Source organism: Komagataeibacter sp. NFXK3 (assembly GCF_054182245.1).
The window spans coordinates 346,721-361,069 of record NZ_JAPIVJ010000002.1; the positions used below are offsets into that span (position 1 = coordinate 346,721).

The 14,349-nt window shown below is 64.7% G+C and carries 17 protein-coding genes and 1 tRNA gene; 12 read left to right on the forward strand and 6 right to left on the reverse strand.

What is annotated here, in order from left to right; all coding sequences use genetic code 11:
- Window positions 1-22: 22 nt before the first annotated feature.
- The 3 genes from leuC (at window position 23) to leuB (ending at window position 3,249) form a co-directional block, all read left to right on the forward strand.
- Window positions 23-1,426 (forward strand): 3-isopropylmalate dehydratase large subunit, encoded by a 1,404-nt coding sequence (leuC, locus tag OQZ28_RS03810; protein WP_130730552.1) that lies wholly within the window; start codon window positions 23-25, stop codon window positions 1,424-1,426.
- Window positions 1,427-1,428: 2 nt separating this feature from the next.
- The gene (gene leuD / locus OQZ28_RS03815) at window positions 1,429-2,052 is read left to right on the forward strand and encodes a 3-isopropylmalate dehydratase small subunit (RefSeq protein ID WP_458135184.1); all 624 of its coding nucleotides are present in this window, start codon (window positions 1,429-1,431) and stop codon (window positions 2,050-2,052) included.
- Window positions 2,053-2,130: 78 nt separating this feature from the next.
- A complete protein-coding gene (gene leuB / locus OQZ28_RS03820) occupies window positions 2,131-3,249 on the forward strand; it encodes a 3-isopropylmalate dehydrogenase (RefSeq protein ID WP_458135185.1) in 1,119 nt (372 codons plus the stop codon).
- 152 nt (window positions 3,250-3,401) lie between these two features.
- Here leuB and OQZ28_RS03825 read toward each other — a convergent pair whose 3' ends face one another.
- From OQZ28_RS03825 to def, 4 genes are read right to left on the reverse strand one after another with little or no spacing between them, the layout of a single operon-like run.
- Entirely contained in the window at window positions 3,402-4,139 is a 738-nt protein-coding gene (locus OQZ28_RS03825) for a response regulator (RefSeq protein ID WP_130730549.1), read from the reverse strand.
- Window positions 4,136-4,684: a MarR family winged helix-turn-helix transcriptional regulator gene (locus OQZ28_RS03830; protein ID WP_458135186.1), complete on the reverse strand. Its 549-nt coding sequence runs from the start codon at window positions 4,682-4,684 to the stop codon at window positions 4,136-4,138. Before OQZ28_RS03830 ends, OQZ28_RS03825 begins: the two co-directional genes overlap by 4 nt.
- Window positions 4,685-4,700: 16 nt before the next feature.
- The gene (locus OQZ28_RS03835; RefSeq protein WP_130730548.1) at window positions 4,701-5,324 is read right to left on the reverse strand and encodes a COQ9 family protein; all 624 of its coding nucleotides are present in this window, start codon (window positions 5,322-5,324) and stop codon (window positions 4,701-4,703) included.
- Window positions 5,321-5,851, reverse strand: coding sequence for a peptide deformylase (gene def, locus OQZ28_RS03840; RefSeq protein WP_130730547.1), 531 nt, complete (start codon window positions 5,849-5,851; stop codon window positions 5,321-5,323). The genes OQZ28_RS03835 and def overlap by 4 nt, the downstream gene beginning before the upstream one ends.
- A 239-nt stretch (window positions 5,852-6,090) precedes the next feature.
- Between def and rpsU the strand changes: the two genes are divergently transcribed.
- Together rpsU and OQZ28_RS03850 are read left to right on the forward strand one after the other, a co-directional pair.
- The gene (gene rpsU, locus OQZ28_RS03845) at window positions 6,091-6,294 is read left to right on the forward strand and encodes a 30S ribosomal protein S21 (RefSeq protein ID WP_010506446.1); all 204 of its coding nucleotides are present in this window, start codon (window positions 6,091-6,093) and stop codon (window positions 6,292-6,294) included.
- A gap of 91 nt (window positions 6,295-6,385) precedes the next feature.
- On the forward strand, window positions 6,386-7,783 hold the full coding sequence (locus tag OQZ28_RS03850) for a sensor histidine kinase (RefSeq protein WP_458135187.1): 1,398 nt from the start codon (window positions 6,386-6,388) through the stop codon (window positions 7,781-7,783).
- Window positions 7,784-7,806: 23 nt separating this feature from the next.
- Here OQZ28_RS03850 and OQZ28_RS03855 read toward each other — a convergent pair whose 3' ends face one another.
- Complete coding sequence (locus tag OQZ28_RS03855; protein ID WP_458135188.1) at window positions 7,807-8,376, reverse strand: outer membrane protein assembly factor BamE; 570 nt, start codon at window positions 8,374-8,376, stop codon at window positions 7,807-7,809.
- A 183-nt stretch (window positions 8,377-8,559) separates the two neighbouring features.
- Here OQZ28_RS03855 and OQZ28_RS03860 point away from each other — a divergent pair, with 183 nt between their 5' ends.
- The 7 genes from OQZ28_RS03860 to OQZ28_RS03890 all read left to right on the forward strand — a co-directional run bounded on the left by OQZ28_RS03860 (window position 8,560) and on the right by OQZ28_RS03890 (window position 13,072).
- The gene (locus tag OQZ28_RS03860) at window positions 8,560-9,090 is read left to right on the forward strand and encodes a YceD family protein (protein WP_130730544.1); all 531 of its coding nucleotides are present in this window, start codon (window positions 8,560-8,562) and stop codon (window positions 9,088-9,090) included.
- Window positions 9,091-9,261: 171 nt separating this feature from the next.
- Window positions 9,262-9,465 (forward strand): 50S ribosomal protein L32, encoded by a 204-nt coding sequence (rpmF, locus tag OQZ28_RS03865; RefSeq protein WP_010506434.1) that lies wholly within the window; start codon window positions 9,262-9,264, stop codon window positions 9,463-9,465.
- A 166-nt stretch (window positions 9,466-9,631) separates the two neighbouring features.
- Complete coding sequence (gene plsX / locus OQZ28_RS03870) at window positions 9,632-10,720, forward strand: phosphate acyltransferase PlsX (RefSeq protein ID WP_458135189.1); 1,089 nt, start codon at window positions 9,632-9,634, stop codon at window positions 10,718-10,720.
- 89 nt (window positions 10,721-10,809) lie between these two features.
- Window positions 10,810-11,781, forward strand: coding sequence for a beta-ketoacyl-ACP synthase III (locus OQZ28_RS03875; RefSeq protein ID WP_130730543.1), 972 nt, complete (start codon window positions 10,810-10,812; stop codon window positions 11,779-11,781).
- 99 nt (window positions 11,782-11,880) lie between these two features.
- Window positions 11,881-12,204 carry an integration host factor subunit alpha gene (locus tag OQZ28_RS03880; RefSeq protein ID WP_130730542.1) on the forward strand — a complete coding sequence of 108 codons (324 nt, stop codon included), beginning with the start codon at window positions 11,881-11,883 and terminating at the stop codon, window positions 12,202-12,204.
- Window positions 12,201-12,914, forward strand: a complete 714-nt coding sequence (locus tag OQZ28_RS03885; RefSeq protein ID WP_458135190.1) for a MerR family transcriptional regulator — start codon at window positions 12,201-12,203, stop codon at window positions 12,912-12,914. The genes OQZ28_RS03880 and OQZ28_RS03885 overlap by 4 nt, the downstream gene beginning before the upstream one ends.
- A gap of 84 nt (window positions 12,915-12,998) precedes the next feature.
- Window positions 12,999-13,072 (forward strand) — tRNA-Pro (locus tag OQZ28_RS03890).
- A gap of 92 nt (window positions 13,073-13,164) precedes the next feature.
- On the opposite strand, the gene OQZ28_RS03895 is transcribed toward OQZ28_RS03890, so the two are convergent.
- The gene (locus tag OQZ28_RS03895; protein ID WP_130730540.1) at window positions 13,165-14,310 is read right to left on the reverse strand and encodes an AI-2E family transporter; all 1,146 of its coding nucleotides are present in this window, start codon (window positions 14,308-14,310) and stop codon (window positions 13,165-13,167) included.
- Window positions 14,311-14,349: the final 39 nt, after the last annotated feature.

Genomic DNA, 14,349 nt, shown 5'->3' on the forward strand with positions numbered 1-14,349 from the left:
CGTCCGGGAGAGGATAAGCAAGATGGCCCCGCGCACATTGTTCGACAAGATATGGGACAGCCATGTGGTCGAAACCCTTCCGGACAAGACGGCCATCCTCTACATCGATCGCCATCTCGTGCACGAGGTTACGAGCCCGCAGGCGTTTGAAGGCCTGCGCCTGAGCGGCCGCCGCCTGCGCCACCCGGATGCGACGATTGCGGTGGTGGACCACAACGTGCCCACATCCGACCGCACCCAGCCGATCGAGGAGGCGGAAAGCCGCAACCAGATCGAAACGCTCGAGCGCAACGTGAAGGAATTCGGCGTGCCGTATTTCCCGCTGCTCTCGGCGCGGCAGGGCATCGTGCATGTGGTGGGCCCCGAGCAGGGCATCTCGCTGCCGGGCATGACCATCGTGTGCGGCGACAGCCATACCTCCACCCATGGCGCGATGGGGGCGCTGGCATTCGGCATCGGCACGTCCGAGGTCGAGCATGTGATGGCGACCCAGACCATCCTGCAAAAGCCGGCCAAGAACATGAAGGTGGTGGTCGAGGGGCAGGTTGGCCCCGGTGTGACCGCCAAGGACATCATGCTCGCCATCATCGGCCATATCGGCACGGCGGGCGGCACGGGGCATGTGATCGAATTCGCGGGCTCGGCCATCCGCGAGCTCGACATGGCGGGCCGCATGACGATCTGCAACATGTCGATCGAGGCCGGTGCCCGCGCGGGGCTGGTGGCCCCTGACGAGACCACGTTCGAATACGTGCGCGGTCGCCCCTTTGCACCGAAGGGCGAGGCGTTTGACGCGGCCGTGGCCTATTGGAAGACGCTGGCCGCCGATGAGGGTGCCCATTACGACCGCGTGGTCGAGCTCCGCGCCGAGGACATCACGCCGGTGCTGACCTGGGGCACCAGCCCCGAGACGGTCATCCCCGTTACCGGCACCGTGCCCGACCCGGCAGCCGAGGCCGACCCCGGCAAGCGTGCCCAGATGCAGCGCATGCTGGACTACATGGGGCTTGAAGCGGGCCAGAAGATTGCGGGTACGCCGGTTGATGTCGTGTTCATCGGCTCGTGCACCAACAGCCGCATAGAGGACCTGCGCGCTGCCGCTGCCGTTGCAGCAGGCCGCAAGGTGGCTGAGGGCGTGCGGGCGATGATCGTGCCCGGATCGGGCATCGTGAAGGCGCAGGCGGAAGAGGAAGGGCTGGACAAGGTGTTCCTTGAAGCCGGGTTCGAATGGCGCGAGGCCGGGTGTTCCATGTGCCTTGGCATGAACCCCGACCGGCTGACGCCGGGGCAGCGCTGTGCCTCCACGTCCAATCGTAATTTTGAGGGCAGGCAGGGCCCCGGCGGGCGCACGCACCTGCTCTCCCCCGCCATGGCGGCCGCTGCTGCCGTGACCGGATGCCTGACCGATGTGCGGGAGCTGATCTGAAAATGGATAAATTCACTGTTCTCTCGGCCGTGGCGGCCCCGCTGCCTGAAGAAAACATCGACACCGACAAGATCATCCCCGCGCGCTTTCTCAAGACCACCAAGCGCACCGGTCTTGGCGTGCATGCGTTTGACAGCATGCGCTACCGGGCGGATGGATCGGAGAACCCGGATTTCGTGCTGAACCAGGAGCCTTACCGCAAGGCGGAGATCCTGATCACGTATGACAATCTGGGCTGCGGCTCCTCGCGCGAGCATGCGCCGTGGGCGCTGCTGGATTTTGGCATTCGCTGCGTGATCGCGCCGTCATTCGCCGATATCTTCCATAACAACTGCTTCAAGAACGGCATCCTGCCCATCGTCCTGCCGCATGATGTCTGCACGCAGTTGATGGAAGATGCCCGCATGGGCGGCAATGCGCGCCTGACCATCGACCTGCCCCGGCAGGTGGTGGTGCGGCCCGATGGCACCCAAGTGCCGTTCACTGTCGACCCGCTGCGCAAGAAGCTGCTGCTCGAAGGGCTGGACGATATTGGCCAGACGCTGCAGCACGAGAAGGAAATCACCTCTTTTGAGGAACGCCGTGCGAAGGCGCAGCCGTGGATTCCGCGCATCGTGCTCGATTGAGCGGGCAGGGCGCAGGCCGCCGCAGCCGCACGGCAAAGAGCATTTGACAAACCTGATTGAAACCGGATGGGAAACCTCATGTCCGCACCCAAGAAGCTGCTGATCCTGCCTGGCGATGGCATTGGCCCCGAGATCATGAACGAAGTCCGCCGCATCATGGACTGGATGGCGCAGGCACGCGGCATCCGCTTTGATGTGAGCGAAGACCTCGTGGGTGGCGCATCGCTTGCGGTGCATGGCCAGCCGATTACGCAGGAGGTGATCGATGCGGCGCGGGCGGCGGATGCGGTGCTGTTCGGCTCGGTGGGTGACCCGAAATGGGCTTCCGCCGGGTTTGACCGCCGGCCCGAGATTGCGATTCTCAAGCTGCGGCAGGAACTTGGCCTGTTCGCCAACCTGCGCCCGGCCAAGGTGTTCGACTCGCTGGCCGATGCCAGCACCCTCAAGCCCGATGTGGTGCGCGGCCTCGACATCATGATCGTGCGCGAGACGGTGGGCGGCATCTATTTCGGCAACCCCCGTGGCATCGAGACCCTGGCCGATGGCACGCGCCGTGGCATCAACACCGAGGTTTACATCACGCCGGAAATCGAGCGCGTGGCCCGCGTGGCATTTGAACTGGCCCGCAAGCGCGACAACCGCGTGTGCTCGGTCGAGAAATGCAACGTGATGGAAAGCGGCCTGCTGTGGAAAGAGGTCGTGACCGACCTGCATGCGCTCGAATACCCCGATGTGCAGCTCACCCACATGCTGGCCGATAACTGCGCCATGCAGCTTGTACGCAACCCGCGCCAGTTTGATGTGATCGTGACCGGCAACCTGTTTGGCGACCTGCTGTCCGACCTGGCCTCCATGCTGACCGGCAGCCTGGGCATGCTGCCTTCGGCCACGCTGGGTGCGAAGGGCGAGGATGGCCGCATGCCCGCGCTGTATGAGCCGATCCATGGCAGCGCGCCCGACATTGCGGGGCAGGGCAAGGCCAACCCGCTGGCGCAGATCCTCTCGTTTGCCATGCTGCTGCGCTATTCGTTCGACATGCAGGACGATGCAGCCCTGATCGAGCAGGCGGTCTCCAACGTGCTGGACCGTGGCCTGCGCACGCCTGACATCATGAGTGCAGGCAGGACGGAAGTGAACACGGATGGCATGGGCACCGCCGTGGTGGAAGAACTGGCGCGGCTGAATAAGGCGGGCTGATTAAACCCCCTTACCAGGAAGCCCGGCATGATGTTCATGCCGGGCTTTTTATTTGGAATAACGAATAGAAGTTTTTGGTGAAGCTTTTTTCAAAAAGCTTCAAGGAACGCAGCCTTTTTGAAAAAGGGCTGCACCCAAAAACTTTTACCTTTTCACAATCCTGGCTTGAGCACGTAGCCCTTGCCGCGCACGGTCTGCAAAAAGCGGGGCTCCTTGGGGTCGGGCTCGATGCGGCGGCGCAGGCGGGTTACCTGCACATCCACGGCACGCTCGCCAATTTCCTCCATGTCCAGCGTGCTGGCGATGGCGGTGCGCGACAGGATCTCGTTGGGGTGACGGGCCAGCACCGAGAGCAGCGCCGATTCGCCGCCTGTCAGGTGCACGATTCCCTCCGCATTCGACAAAAGTCCCCGCACGGGGTCGAACTCCAGCTCGCCCAGCCGCACGATGCGCAGGTTGCTGCTTGGCGCGGGCGGCACGAAGCGGCGCAGATGCGCCTTGAGCCGCAGCAGCAGCTCACGCGGCTCGAACGGCTTGGCCAGATAGTCATCGGCCCCGGCTTCGAGGCCGATGATCCGGTCTTCCGGCTCGCCGCGCGCGGTGAGCAGCAGGATGGGAAAGTTCAGGTTGTCGCGCCGCAGCTCGCGGGTCAGTTCCAGCCCGTTTTCCCCCGGCATGGTAATGTCGAGCACCAGCGCATCAGGCTGCATGAAGCCCAGCACCTGCCGCGCCTCCTGCGCCGAGCACGCGGCGCTGACCCGAAAGCCCTGCTCGCTGAGGTAACGGTGCAGCAGGCGGCGCAGGCGGGGGTCATCATCCACCACCACCACATGGGCATCCATGATCATGCTGTCGTGGGGGAGGGCGGAATCGCAGGCCGTCTGGATCATGAAGAACTCCGGTCAGGAGGGTGAAAGGCATCGGTGGATACGCCGGGCGTGGCCGATTCGTCTATCAGGCCGCGCATGACGCGGCGAAAACCGTCAACCGCCCGCCCCCCCGCATTGCGGTACACCCGTAGCAGCACTTCACGTTGCAGCGAAAAGAGCCGGGTTTCAATCTCCACCCCGCGCGCGCTCAGGTAAAGGCAGCGCCGCCTGCGGTCCTGTGGCGTGGTTTCGTGGCGCAGCAGGCCATGGGCCACCAGTTCGCCCAGCGTGCGGCTCATGCTCTGCTTGGTAATGCCCAGCACATCAAGCAGCGCGCCCACGGCAATGCCCGGCTGCAGCGCCACGGTCTGCATGATGCGGTAATGCGCGTGGCCCAGCCCGTATTCCTGCAGGGCCGGGTCGATCACGTTGCCAAAGGCGCGGCAGGCCAGCAGCAGTAGTTCCTGCGCCTGGCGCATGTCCTCATCGCGCAGGAACAGGAGTTCCACGCCCGCGCCCGCCACAGGGGCAGGGCGCGCGGCAGGCGGCCGGGGCGGGGTGGTCATGGCAGGCGGCTGGGCGTCAGGCGATGCGGCCGGCCAGCCGGTTGCGCAGGCGGGTGATGCGCCCGATCTCGGCAAGCCTGCGGTCAAGGAATTCCTCCACCGAGGCCGGGTTACCCCCGCGCGTGAGCCAGAACAGCAGGGTGGCGACATAGACCCCGCTCAGGCTCAGCCGCTTGGTCATGTAGGTGAAGCCGGTGGAGGAATCACCCGCCGCCTCCCATATCGCATTGACGCTGCGGCCCAGCACATGGGCCAGGCTGCGGGCATGGGTGGGCACCAGCAGCACCGCCAGCGCCTGCCTTATGGCCGCGCGGTGGGGGGCGGCGCGTTCCAGCCGGAACAGGATGGCCGCGCGCACCCGGCGGCTGATCTTGCGGCTGCGGAAGGTGTGGGCATGGCCCAGCATGTCGCGGTCCATCAGGTCGAAGCAGGCCGCGGCCAGTTCCGCCATGCCACCGGGAAACAGCAGGTCCGAATCCGGCCCGGCGCATTGCCGCAGCAGCGCCGGGGTCCAGGCGTGGGCGCCCGCGCGCGAATCGGCCAGGAAACGGTGGAGCAGCGCATCACCTTGTGGTGAATGCGTTATGGCGGGCGGATGCAGGCACGCCGCCGCGCGGGCAACCAGGGCGGAAGGGTTCATGGGCGCTCTCCATAACGGGCCATTTCGCTGTCAAAGCCCATGCGGCCAAGGTTGGTCATGCGCATGGGGTAGAGGATTCCGTTCAGGTGGTCGTATTCATGCTGCAATACATTGGCCAGAAAGCCTGATGCAACGCCCTGCACCACGTGCCCGTGCGCATCCAGCCCCCTGTAGGCCACGCGGGCATGGCGCGGCACCCAGCCCCGCAGGCCGGGAATGGACAGGCAGCCCTCCAGCCGGTCCACCATCTCATCGCCCACCGGCTCCAGCACGGGGTTGATCAGGGCGGAAGGCGGCCGCGGCGGGTCATCCTCGCCCGTGCTGCGGGCCAGCGGCACATGGTAGACGAACAGCGCCAGCCCGTGATGCACCTGTGGCGCCGCGAGTCCCGCGCCCCCTGCATCCAGCATCGTCTCGATCATGTCGGCCACCAGCGTGCGGATGGCGGGGGCCTGCGTATCGGCTACCGGCTGCGTTGGTTGCAGCAGCACCGGATGGCCCATGCGAGCGATCTTGAGCAGCGTCATGCAGCGAAAGGCCTTCCTGTTTTGGGGAACATGTATATGACAGCGTTGGTGCGCAAAGCGCAGCACCAAAATTCATGCGCCCCGATATGCGGGAATGATTTGTGTTGCGCGGCGCGAGTGTGATATAGGTGCGGCCCGTTTGGGAATCGCACGAAGGGAATGGCCTCGGGCGGACGTTCCCCAAGTTTCAGTTTCATGGATCATCCATACCGGATGGCAGATCAGGAGTTGACGACCCAGTGCAGGTTCTCGTTCGTGACAACAATGTTGATCAGGCCCTCAAGGCCCTCAAGAAAAAAATGCAGCGTGAAGGCATCTTCCGCGAAATGAAGCTGCGTCGCCACTATGAAAAGCCGTCCGAGCGCAAGGCGCGCGAGGCAGCCGAAGCCGTGCGCCGCGCCCGCAAGATGGAGCGCAAGCGCCTCGAGCGTGAAGGCTTCTGATCCTTCGCGTATCGGAATACGGGTCATGACCCACAGAAAGCCGGCTTCTGCAAGGAAGCCGGTTTTTTTTGTGTCTGGAGAGGGAAAAGCCATGAGCACGGAATCCGCACCCGGCGCTGAATACGCGCCCGAGGTCCCTGCAGGCTGGGCGCGGTGGCGGGCGCGGCTGGCGCGTCGCGTCCTGCCACGCTCCCTGCTGGGGCGGATGCTGCTGATCGGGTTCATCCCGCTGCTGGCCACGCAGGCCATCTCGCTCGAACTGTTTTATGGCAATTACCTGCAGATCGTCTCGCGCCGCCTGTCATCTGACATGGCCACAACCATCTCCATGACGCTGGACATGCTCGAGCGCTATCCTTCCCCCGCCGACCGCAAGTGGATTCTGGAGGATGCCGGCCACCGCGCCGGGCTGGTCATGACCCTGCATGAGGGGGAGAGCCTGGAAAGGCGCGGCTCGAACCACGTGCTTGGCCCCATCGATGAGGACCTGGCCCGTGACCTGCAGGCCAGCGTGCGCTGGCCCACCTTTGTCGACTGGAAAAAGGCCCGCCGTCGTGTCGTGATCCTGGTGCAGACGCCTATTGGCGTGCTGCAGGTCGTAGCCCTGCGCAAGCGGCTCGACGTGGCGCCGGTGTGGCTGTTCGTGGCGTGGGCCTCGGGCAGTGCGCTGCTTCTGTTCCTGATTGCGGCGCTGTTCATGCGCAATCAGGTGCGCGCCATCCGCAGGCTGGCGCGGGCGGCGGAACTGTTCGGGCTGGGGCGCGATACGGTGCCCATCGTGCCCGAAGGCGCGCAGGAAATCCGCAAGGCCGCCGTGGCCTTCAACCGCATGCGCGACCGCATCAACCGCTTTGTGGAGCAGCGCACCACCGTGCTTGCCGGCGTCTCGCATGACCTGCGCACCCCGCTCACCCGCCTGCGGCTTTCACTGGCCATGTTTCCGCGCACCGGCATGGTCCGTGCGGAGGACCTTCAGCCCGATATTGCCGACATGATCGGTGATATCGTGGAGATGGAGCATATGATCGAGGGGTATCTGTCATTTGCACGCGGGGAAGGGGCGGAAACGCCCACGGTCATCCGGGTGGAAGACCTGTTCGAGGAAAGCGTTGCCGCCCTGCGCCGCGTGGGGGCGCAGGCGTGCATCGGGTTCGTCAATCCGCCCGATCTGAGCATTACCGGGCGCAGCAATGCCCTGCGCCGCGTGCTGAACAACGTGGTGGAAAACGCACGGCATTACGCCACCCGGATCGAGCTTTCAGCCGAGCGCGGGCGCAAGCAGGTGTTCGTGTATATCGATGATAACGGCTGCGGGGTGGAGGAAGCCCGGCGCGAGAGCGTGTTCCGCGCCTTCGAGAGCGACAAGGAAGGCGGCACCGGGCTTGGCCTGGCCATCGCGCGTGACATCATCCATGCCCATGGCGGCCATATCGGGCTGGAGGCGGGGCCGCTTGGCGGCGCGCGGGTCAGGATCGAGCTGCCTGCCTGAGCATGGCCCGGGCAGGCACTGCGTCAGGGCAGGGTATTGCCCGCGCCACCATGGCCAGGGCCACCGTTCATGCTGTTCATGGGGCCTGTGCTGCCGCCATAGGTGCTGCTCATCTGGCTGAGCGGGTTGTAGCGGCCCACATTGCCCAGGATCTGCTGCATGATGTTGATCTTGGTGCCCGGCGTGGGGGTCCTGCCCGGCATCATGGTCACGTAGCGGGCGTCATCCTTGTGCAGCGTGCGCAGGTTGCGCAGCACGCCATCCTGGTCGAAGGTCAGCACCACCACTTCCTGCTTTTCCACCTGCGGGAAGCTGATGGGCGCCAGCACCTGCTTCATGGAAACATAGAGCCATGTATTGTCATCAAACGTGGCATGGCCGGTGGGCGAGCCGAGCGCGTCCATCACGTCCGAGCGTGAGGTCTCGCCTATCTTGAGCTTGTTGTAGTCATCCGCCTCGACCAGCGAGCCGCGCTGCATGGTGCTTGGCTTGAAAACGCTGCATCCGGACAGCGCGATCCCCGCCCCGATGACAGCGTACGAAAACACGCGTAATGAACGGGAGCGGAGCTGGTTGTCCTTGGGTGACCTCATGGTCGGAAAAATATCCTGAAATGGGGCAGGGCGCAAAGCGGTTCGTCTTCCCGGTGCCCCATCGGGTAAATGAAGTCAATCGCAGATCGCCCTGGTGGTGGAAAAACACCCCGCCAGCCCCATGTTTTTACCATCGTCGCAACACGGGGGCCCCCCGTGGTCACATGTGCAGGAGTTAACGAGATGGATGCAGAATTTTCCCGCCCGCTTGCCGTGGGCCGCATCCCGGTCCAGGGCATGGAAACGGTGATCGAGGCGAAAGACACCGAATGCCGCGCGCTGGCCCGCCGCTTCGGCATTCCCGGCCTGCGCAACCTGTCGTGCCGCTACCGGCTCAAGCCGGGGCAGGACGGGGAGGTGCTGGCCGAGGGCTGGCTGACCGCCCATGTCACGCAGGAATGCGTGGTCAGCCTCGAGCCGTTCGAGGATGTGATGGCGGAATCGTTCACCGTGCGCTGCATCCCTGCCGCGCGTTTCAGGGAGGACGACGAGGTCGACCCGTTCTCGATTGATGAAGTGCCCTACGAGCGCGATACCATCGACCTTGGCGAACTCGCGGCAGAGGAGGTTTCGCTCGCGCTCGATCCCTATCCGCACAAGCCCGGCTGCGAAATTCCGGCCGAATTTGCGGGCACCGAAGAGGGGGCTCCGGAAGAAACCCCGCGCAGGCAGCCTTTTTCCGCTCTGGCCGAGTTGAAAAAAAAGCAGAACTGACGCAAAGGAGAGGCGCGAGCGGGGGTGTCTCGCCATGGCTCATGCACATAATCCCTTGTGCAAGTGCAAATGGTCTGCTAGAGCGCCCCCCTCAATTATTGATAACTGACCGGTGTAACGCCACGAGGGTGTGCCTGCCGGTTGTGATCCAGATCGGAGGGGCCCGGGCCCATGGCTGTACCCAAGAGAAAAACCTCGCCGTCCCGTCGTGGCATGCGTCGCAGCCACGCTGCGCTGAGTGTTCCGGCGCATGCGGAATGCTCCAACTGTGGCGAACTCAAGCGCCCGCATCACGTCTGCAGCCACTGCGGGCATTATGATGGCCGCGAAGTCGCTTCCGCCGGCAAGGCGCTGAAGACGGCGGTCCGCGCCTGATAACACGACGCCACAGGCGTCATTACCCGGTAACGGCGCGGCCCTGCTTGGTCGCGCCGGCGGGCTGGCCTCGGGCCGTCCTGTCCGGGTCGCGCGGGGAATATGATCTTTTCAAAGTGTATTCCCCGATCTTGCGCGTTCCTTTCTTACCCGGCACAAGACGAGCATGAGCGAGACAGGTTCCTCCTTTTCCGAGACTGGGCCTTACACCCTTGCCATTGATGGCATGGGCGGGGATGGTGGTCCGGAAGTTGTAGTGGCCGGACTGGCGATTGCGGCAGACCGACATCCTTCAGCCAGGATTCTTCTGGTTGGCGATGAGGCGACGTTGTCCGGCCTTCTGGCCCGCCATCAGCGCGCGGCCGCCATCTGCACAATCCGTCCGGCCAATTCGGCCATTCCCATGGACATGAAGCCCACCGCAGCCCTGCGCGTGCGCGATTCCTCCATGCGGCTGGCCATGGATGCGGTATCACAGGGCGAGGCGCAGGGCGTCGTTTCCGCTGGCAACAGTGGCGCGATGCTGGCGCTGGCCAAGATTGTGGTCAAAACCCTTCCCGGCATTACCCGCCCGGCCATGGCCGCCATCAGCCCCACCACGCGGGGTGACGTGGTCATGCTCGACCTTGGCGCCAACGTCTCGTGCGACTGGCGCAACCTGGTCGAGTTCGCCATCATGGGCGAGGCCTTCGCCAAGGCGGTGCTCGGCCTGCCCGCGCCCACCATCGGGCTGCTCAATGTCGGCTCCGAGGAGCTCAAGGGCGACGAGCGCCTGCGCCAGGCGGCGGAAGTGCTGCGCAACAGTTCGCTTGCCCGCCAGTTCCACGGCTTTGTGGAAGGCCATGACATCACCGCCGGCACGACCGATGTGGTGGTGACGGACGGCTTTACCGGCAATGTCGCGCTGAAAACGGGCGAGGGCGCGCTGAAAATGGCGTTCACGCTGCTGCGGCAGGTCTTCACCTCCAGCCTGCTGGGCCGGATCGGCTACCTGCTGGTGCGCCCCGGGCTTGAGCGGATGAAGGAATGGCTCGACCCGCGCCGCTATAATGGCGCGGTGTTCGTGGGGCTGAACGGGGTTGTGGTCAAGTCGCATGGCGGCACGGATGCCGAAGGCTTTGCCGCGGCGGTTGACGTGGCGATGGACATGGTCACCCACCGCTTTACCGACAGTATCCGCGAGCGCCTCGGGCACATGGAAAGCCTCACCGCCGTCAAGGCGTCCGACCCGTCGCAGACGGTCCCTGCATCCTGATGCGGCAATAACAGCCGGCGCGGGGTCAGCAGGTTGCACCTGCCTGCGCCCGCCCGTGCATATGAAATGATAGTGGTGGAAAAACAGGCATGACGGCGAAACGCTCGCTTCTGTCCGGTTTTGGCGGTTACCTGCCCGAGCGGATCGTTACCAACGATGAACTGGCCACCTGGCTCGATACATCGGATGAATGGATTCGCGCCCGCACGGGAATCGCCCAGCGCCACATGGCGGGCGAGAACGATACCGCCGTTTCCATGGCCGCCCAGGCAGCCCGGCAGGCGCTGGATTATGCCGGTGCCACGCCTGATGATGTCGATGCCGTCATTGTCGCGACCAGCACGCCCGACCAGGCCTTCCCCTCCACTGCCGTGCGGGTGCAGGCCGAACTGGGCATGACCGGCGGCTTTGGCTTTGACCTTGCCGCCGCGTGCTCGGGCTTCATCTATGCGCTGTCCATGGCCGATTCGCTCATTCGCAGCGGGCAGGCGCGTTCGGCACTGGTCATTGGCAGCGAAGTCTATTCCCGCATTCTCGATAAAACAGACCGGGGCACCTACGTGCTGTTCGGCGATGGGGCAGGGGCGGTATTCCTGACCGGCGCGGATGACGCGGCGGGGGAGGCGGGCATCCTGTCCACCCACCTGCATTCCGATGGCCGCTATGGCGACCTGCTTTTTGTCGATGGCGCGACGGGCCAGCATGACAAACCCGCCCACCTGCGCATGAACGGGCGCGAGGTGTTCCGCCATGCGGTGGGCAAGCTATCTTCCTCGGTGGATGAGGCGCTGGCCGCCAATGGCCTGAGCCATGCGGATGTGAACTGGCTGGTGCCGCACCAGGCCAACCTGCGCATTATTGATGGTGTGGCCCGCAAGCTGGCCCTGCCGCCCGAGCGCGTGGTGGTGACGGTGGACCGGCATGCCAATACATCCGCCGCCTCCATTCCGCTGGCCCTGAACGAGGCCGTGCGCGACGGACGCATCAACAGGGGCGACCTGGTGCTGATGGAAGCCCTGGGTGGTGGGCTGACATGGGGGTCGGCGCTGGCGCGGCTGTAATGTCGTTTCGGTACCACATTGAAACGGGCACGAAACAAACCGCCCGCAGGCCTACGACATTCAATTGACGATACGCACGCACATGCATAACTTTTACGCATGAGCACCGTCACGCGCGCCACTCTGGCAGAACACATATACGATCAGGTTGGCCTGTCCCGCCATGAATCCGCCGATATTCTGGAAGATATCCTTGAGCGGATGGCACGGACCCTTGAGGCTGGCGATACCCTTAAAATAAGCGGGTTTGGCACGTTTTCCGTCCGGCAGAAGGGGCAGCGCACGGGCCGCAACCCCAAAACCGGCGTGGAAGTACCGATTCTGCCACGCTCTGTTCTGGTGTTTCGCCCCAGCCAGCTGCTTCGTGCCCATGTCAACGGACAGTCCGCCGGGCAGGCCCCGCCGGAAGGAGACGAGGAATGACCACGGAGCACGCTCCAGCCAGCACGCTTGAGCCAGGCACGGACTGCCTGCCGATCTATGAGGTCGCGCGCGAGCTTGGCCTTGCGCAGCATGTCATGCGTATGTGGGAGGCCAGCTTTCCGCAGCTCCAGCCGCTGCGCGGGCCGGTCGGGCGGCGTTACTACCGCCCGCAGGACATCATCGTGCTGCGCGAGATTGCCGACCTGCTTTATGTGCGCAAGCTGTCGGTGGCGCAGGCGCAGGCTGAACTGGCGCGGAAGGCTCTTGCCGCACCCGAATCCGGCGGCGAGGCCGTAACCCCGCCCGGCGAACCGCCCGTGGCGCAGGCCCCCGTGGCGCCGGACGCGCCGGTGGAAGCCGCTTCCCCCGCCGCCGAGGAAGCGGCAACCGATGCCGTGCGGGTGACGGTGATCGAGGAAGTGGTGGAAACCGTGGTTGCCTGCGACATGCAGCCCACGGTGGCCCCGCCCGTGCCTGCGGCGCCCGCAGTGGTGGAAGAAGCCGCAACCGGGGCTGATGCTGCCCCTGAGCCCGAAATCGTGGCGGAGACGGCAGCGCAGGAGCCTGTGGACGAGCCGGAACAGCCGCCGCTTGAGCAGATTGTCATGATCGAGGTTGAGCGCCTGCAGGCGGAAAATACGGTGCTGCGCGACAGCCTGCGCGGCGTGCTGGTCGAGTTGCAGGCCCTGCGGCAGATGGTGCCGGTCTGAGCCAGGCATTTTTTTTCGTTTTGGTTCATTACATGGGTTGCAGTCCCCCCGGGTGGCTGCTACACCCTGCGCATCGCAGACAGGCGGGCAGTAGCGCAGCCTGGTAGCGCATCAGTCTGGGGGACTGGGGGTCGTGGGTTCGAATCCCGCCTGCCCGATATCCCTGTCTGCGATAAGAATACCAAGCAAGCAAGGCATCCTGAAAAGGGTGCTTTTTTTGTATCTGGCGCCCGGAAACCAGAGGTCCGGCTCAGTAGCGGGCCCGGCTCCAGTTCAGCCACAGCATGTGCAGCACCGCCATGATGGCAGGCCCCATGAACAGCCCGAGCAGGCTCCAGCTTTCAGCCCCGCCCAGTATGCCCGCCAGCACCCATAGGAAGGGCAGCTGCGTCGAGCCGCCAATCAGGGCCGGGCGCACGAGGTGGTCCGCCAGGAAGATCACGGCCATGCCCAGCAGGATGATGGCCATGGCGCCGAACAGCGCGCCGGTCTTGATGAGCAGCATGAGGGCGACGGCGCTGATGGCGATGAAGGCGCAGAACGGGATCATCGCGGCGATGGCCGTCACCACCCCGAACAGGAAGGGATGCGGCGCACCGGCGATCAGATAGGCCACGGCCATCAGCATGCCTTCGCCAATGCCCACGAGCACCAGCCCCGATACCGAGCCATGCACCGAGGCGATCATCTGCAACGCGATCCGCTCGCCCCGCTTGCCAAAGGCGCGGCGCGAGACGTTGAGCGACTGGCGGATGACGGAATCGCCATCCTTGAGCAGGAAAAACAGCGTGAGGATGGCAAAGGCGAACAGCAGCACGCGGTGCAGCACCTGCGAGCCAAGCTGCTGCGTGACCTTGACGCTCTGCCCGATATTCATCGTGCCGAGCAGGGCGGACACATCCGCCGGGTTCTTCAGGTGCTCGTTCCACCATGCGGTGATCGCTGCCTGCCCATAAGGCAGGTGGCTGAGCCATTCCGGCACGGGAATGCCCGACCGACGGGCTTCGTTGAGGAAGCGCAGCACGCCTTCCGCCTCGCGCCCCGCCTCCAGCCCGAACAGTGCGAGCGGCCCGATGAAGATGAAGGCGATGGCCAGTGTAAACAGCAGCGGCAGCAGCGTTTTATGTGCCCGCCCGTTCCACCGCCGCCGCGCACGCGCGTAAAGCGGCCAGGAGGCGATGGCGAACACGCAGCCCCATATCAGCGAGGGCAGGAAGCCGCGCACCGTGTAAAGCCCCAGCAGCACGAAAAACAGCGCCAGCATCGCGCGCGCGATGCGCTGCGTGCGCTGGGTCTCGCGGAATGAACGGAAGGTTCGCATCGTGGAGGGATCGACCTCGCGCCCTGTCATGGGGGCGGGAAAGCCATCCTGATCCGCGTTGTGGGGATCCGTCATTCTTGTTCCTCTGGGATGTGCGGGCTCTGCTGTAAGGGG